Here is a 4,336-nt window from a genome sequence, read left to right on the forward strand (position 1 = left end):
CTGCAGCACGGCCCGCGCTGCCGCCATCACCGACGACCTCGATGGTGGTGGCCTGGTCTATTTCGACAGCCATCAGCGGGGCGCTGCCAGTTCTGTTGCCGGCTGCTGCAGGTCCGGGCGGGCGGTTGCAAGCAGTACATCGACCGCCGTTGCCCGCTGGTAGTCGGATTCATGCGCCGGCAGGTTGCCGTAGTGCACCTCGTTGAAGCGGTCGGCTAGCCACAGGGTGTCGGCGCCGATCGCCCCGAAGGCGGCCCTGAGCTGCACTCCCGTCTCACCTGCTGTGCGCCCGGGCTGGCGATCGATAATACCCCGCTCTTCGGCCGAGCGGATCACCGCTCGTAGCCGCTCGGTCAGCGCAATATCCCATTCCCGTGATCCCGCCGCAGCCGCGGCGAGTCCACGATGCTCCTGCGCGGTGCGGACGGTGTCACCCGAAAACACTCCGGTGCGGGCGCGTTTGTTGCGGGCATTGAGGCGAGGTTTGACCAGCCACACCGCTGCGGCGATCACCACCGCGGCGCCCAGGGCGAGCAGCAACGTACCGGGTCCGGCCTCAAGCGGCCGAAGGTCGGCGAAGATAGACCCCAGCCATTCGAGGATCGTGGTGGCGATCCGTTCCAGGAAATTGGGTTCCGCCTCCTGATAGCGGCCCTGGGCGAGCTCATCCTCCAGCCAACCGCGGGCTTCCTCGTCGTCGGGCACGACCGGGACCCGACCACCGATCGGCACCGACGAGTCAATCAAACGGATCAGCATTGGCGAAAGTGGCACCCGGCTCAGGTCCCGGTGGTGGGTGGGCTCGGTGGTCCACCCGGCCGGTGACCGAATTGTTGACCGCCGGGGTTGGCGGACTGGCCGGGAATCGGGGTGAACCGGCCCGCAGTTGCTTCCTCATGTTCGCGCAGCAGGACCACATCGAACCCCTCGCGCCGGATGCGAAGGTCCACATAGAGCAGGGCGGTCACACCGGCCTGGAAGGCGTAACCAATGGCACCGAAGACAGCTGTAATGAGCTGACCGACCAAAAGGATGGGCAGCGAGTTCATCAGCTCCTCGCCGAGCTCGGCCGGCGAGTCGCTGAAGGACACGAACTGGGTGGCGAGCAGGCTCAGGGGAGTGGAAATCACCGAGGTGATGATAGAGACGATGATGCTGGTCAGGATCAGGATCCCGAACGTTCGCCACCAATTGCGGGAAGTCAATGTCCAGGACCGGCGCAGGGAGGTGAGCGGTCCGGCACCCTCAAGCATGAGTACCGCCGGTGCAAGGACCAATTTGATACTGAGCCAGACAATCAGCGCCAAGGAGCCGAGGGTTCCCAGCACGATCAACCAGACCGAGTCCTGACCGAGGAGCATGGCCAGCAGCACCGCGATCACCACCAGAACCGTCAGTCCGGCAATGACCAGCAGAAGCAGGAGGAATCCCAGACCCAGGAGGGGCAGGATCCGCCGGACGGCCAGTTTCCACAGTTGCACAAAAGAAGTGCGCTCGTTGAGCACTGCACGTGCGATCGGGATGACCAGCACCCCTTGCAGAATGAGGACACCCACGCTGCTGAGCACCACCAGTGCCGTGGCGACGGAAACCAGTGACGTCGCCAGTCCTGCAACCTCGTCCATCGACGGGTCGACGGGATCCAGTTGCGCGATTGAGCCGAACAAACCGACCGTCAACAGCAGGGTGAGAACCGATATCACTACCTGGAACAGGATGGCGGTGCCGAAGGTTGCCAACGGATTCTTCCGGCAGGCCTGGAACGCCCCGTCGAGGATCTCGCCCAGGCCCAGGGGCCTCAGCGGAATGATTCCCGGTTTAGGCGATGCCTGATAGCCGCCGAACTGGCCGTGCGGAACGCCCTGCCACCCGGGCTGCGCTCCCCATTGGGGTGATCCAGTGGGTTCGGGGTGCTGCCCCCACTGTGGTTGCTGCCCCCACTGGGCGTTCTGCCCGGGCTGTGGTGGTTGACCCCACTGCGGTGGCTGGGCGTTAGGTGGCGGAAGAGGTGCGCCCGNCCCGCCGTATCGTCCCGCGACTTGTCGGCTGGTTCACTCTCATGCGGATTGTTGCTCATCCTGTCCCCCCGGAACGTTTGTTCCACTTGTGAACCCGTCTCCTAGAACTATAGTTACCGGGAGGGATTTCCGGGAACCTGCCCGGCGCTGGGGCGCGCGGAGCGATTGCGCTAGTACGACATTGCCGTGGCAATGGGAGACTATGGAGATATGAAGGCACGCATTCTGGTCGTTGACGACGACGAAGCACTGGCCGAGATGATCGGCATCGTACTACGCAACGACGGATTTGATCCCGTGTTCTGCGCTGACGGTTCTCAGGCCCTGGACATCTTCAGGAGCTCCAAACCCGACCTGGTGTTGCTTGATCTGATGCTGCCAGGGATAGACGGAATCGAAGTCTGTCGCCAGATCCGCAACGAATCCGACCTCCCCATCGTCATGCTGACTGCGAAGTCGGACACCTCCGACATCGTGCGAGGTCTGGAATCCGGCGCCGACGACTATGTGCCGAAGCCGTTCAAGCCTGCGGAACTGGTGGCACGGGTGCGAGCGCGGCTGCGCCCCGGTGACCAGAAGGCTCCCGAGACTCTCCGCATCGGTGAGGTCACCATCGACGTCGCCGGGCACTCGGTGGTCCGCGCCGGTGACCGGATTTCTCTGACCCCCCTGGAATTCGATTTGTTGGTTGCGCTGGCACGCAAACCCTGGCAGGTCTTCACCCGGGAGTTGCTGCTTGAACAGGTCTGGGGCTACCGGCACGCCGCGGATACCCGACTGGTCAATGTGCATGTGCAACGGTTGAGGTCGAAAATTGAACGGGACCCGGAAGCGCCAGAGATTGTGTTGACGGTCCGGGGCGTGGGATACAAGGCAGGACAGGGGTAAGTTGGACCGCGCTGCAGCTAGCGTTCGGAACAGGCTGGGTGGCGTGGCGTCGCATGCCTGGTCCTGGATCCGGACGGTGCTTTCGCGGACCGCCCGGCAGTGGCGACGGTCGCTGCAGTTCCGCACTGTCGTCTCCACCCTGCTTCTCACCGCGGTGGCCTTCGCTGCCGTCGGCGCCTTCCTGTCCAACCAGATTGCGACCGGGTTGTACGAGGAACGATTCGAACAGTTCCGCGCCGAGTCCAGCAACGGGCTCAGCGAGGTCGCAGCAATTTTCAGCAGCGCCTCGACCACCGACAGCGAATCGACCCTCCGATTGGTGCAGGACACCCTGCCAAGCCTTGAGGGTGGCGGCGCCGATGCACCCAGGCGGTTCATCCTCGCCATAGTGCCCGATCAGACCACCGATATCTACGTTGCCCCGTTCGGGAGCGACAACCTGACCGAGTCGAGCGCCATCCCGGCGGCCATGGCCAACGCGGTGAGGTCGGGCGATGACCAATACTGGTCCGCCACGTCGATCGAGTCGACTTCAGGGGAGAGGGTGCCGGGGCTGGCGTTCGGCACCAAGGTGACGCTGCCGCCAGGGCAGACCGAATATGCGCTTTACCTGATCTACGACCTGTCCTCGATGCAGGCCACCCTTGACTACATTCACGGGGTGATCTGGATTGCTGGCATCGTCCTGTTGCTGATCATTGGGGCGATCGCCTGGTTCGTGACCCGGAGCCTGGTCGGGCCAGTCAGCCATGCTGCAGTGGTGTCCGAAAAGCTGGCGGCCGGCGAATTGCAGGAACGGATGGATGTGAAGGGCGAGGACGAGGTGGCGCGGCTTGGTGCGTCGTTCAACCATATGGCGGAGAGCCTTCAGGATCAGATCACCCAGCTCGCACAACTGTCGCAGATGCAGCAACGCTTCGTTTCGGACGTCTCCCACGAACTTCGTACCCCGTTGACCACGGTGCGGATGGCCGCCGAGGTGCTCCACGACGCGCGCGCCAATTTCGACCCGGTCAACCGCCGGTCCGCCGAAATCCTGTACAACCAGGTGGAACGATTCCAGGCGCTGCTCGCCGATCTACTGGAAATCTCGCGGTTCGATGCCGGCGCCGCGGTGCTTGAAGCGGAATCCGTCGACATTTTCCAGGTGGTTCGGCACGTGATTGACGGCGCCCAGCCGTTAGCGGATGCGTGCGGCTCCGAGCTGAGCATTATTTCCCGCGAAACCGAATGCCTGGTCGAAGTGGATCCCCGCAGGATTGACCGGATTCTCAGGAATCTTGTGGTGAACGCGCTGGAGCATGGCGATGGGAAGCCTGTCTCGATCTATATTGCCTCGAATCCGGACGCCGTCGCCGTCGCAGTTCGTGACTACGGCATCGGCATGACCCCGCTTGAAGCGTCCCGGGTGTTCGATCGGTTTTGGCGGG

At 63.5% G+C, this 4,336-nt stretch carries 4 protein-coding genes; 2 read left to right on the top strand and 2 right to left on the bottom strand.

What is annotated here, in order from left to right:
* Window positions 1-72: 72 nt before the first annotated feature.
* A complete protein-coding gene (locus K728_RS0110950) occupies window positions 73-747 on the bottom strand; it encodes a DUF4129 domain-containing protein (protein WP_162148047.1) in 675 nt (224 codons plus the stop codon).
* 32 nt (window positions 748-779) lie between these two features.
* Window positions 780-1,739 carry a hypothetical protein gene (locus K728_RS0110955; RefSeq protein WP_024476735.1) on the bottom strand — a complete coding sequence of 320 codons (960 nt, stop codon included), beginning with the start codon at window positions 1,737-1,739 and terminating at the stop codon, window positions 780-782.
* 489 nt (window positions 1,740-2,228) lie between these two features.
* Here K728_RS0110955 and mtrA point away from each other — a divergent pair, with 489 nt between their 5' ends.
* Window positions 2,229-2,906: an MtrAB system response regulator MtrA gene (gene mtrA, locus K728_RS0110960; RefSeq protein WP_024476736.1), complete on the top strand. Its 678-nt coding sequence runs from the start codon at window positions 2,229-2,231 to the stop codon at window positions 2,904-2,906.
* 43 nt (window positions 2,907-2,949) lie between these two features.
* Window positions 2,950-4,336, top strand: a 1,387-nt coding sequence (gene mtrB / locus K728_RS0110965) for an MtrAB system histidine kinase MtrB (protein ID WP_024476737.1), incomplete at its 3' end; no start/stop codon positions are given.

Source organism: Arthrobacter sp. CAL618 (assembly GCF_000468215.1).
Classification (GTDB): domain Bacteria; phylum Actinomycetota; class Actinomycetes; order Actinomycetales; family Micrococcaceae; genus Arthrobacter_D.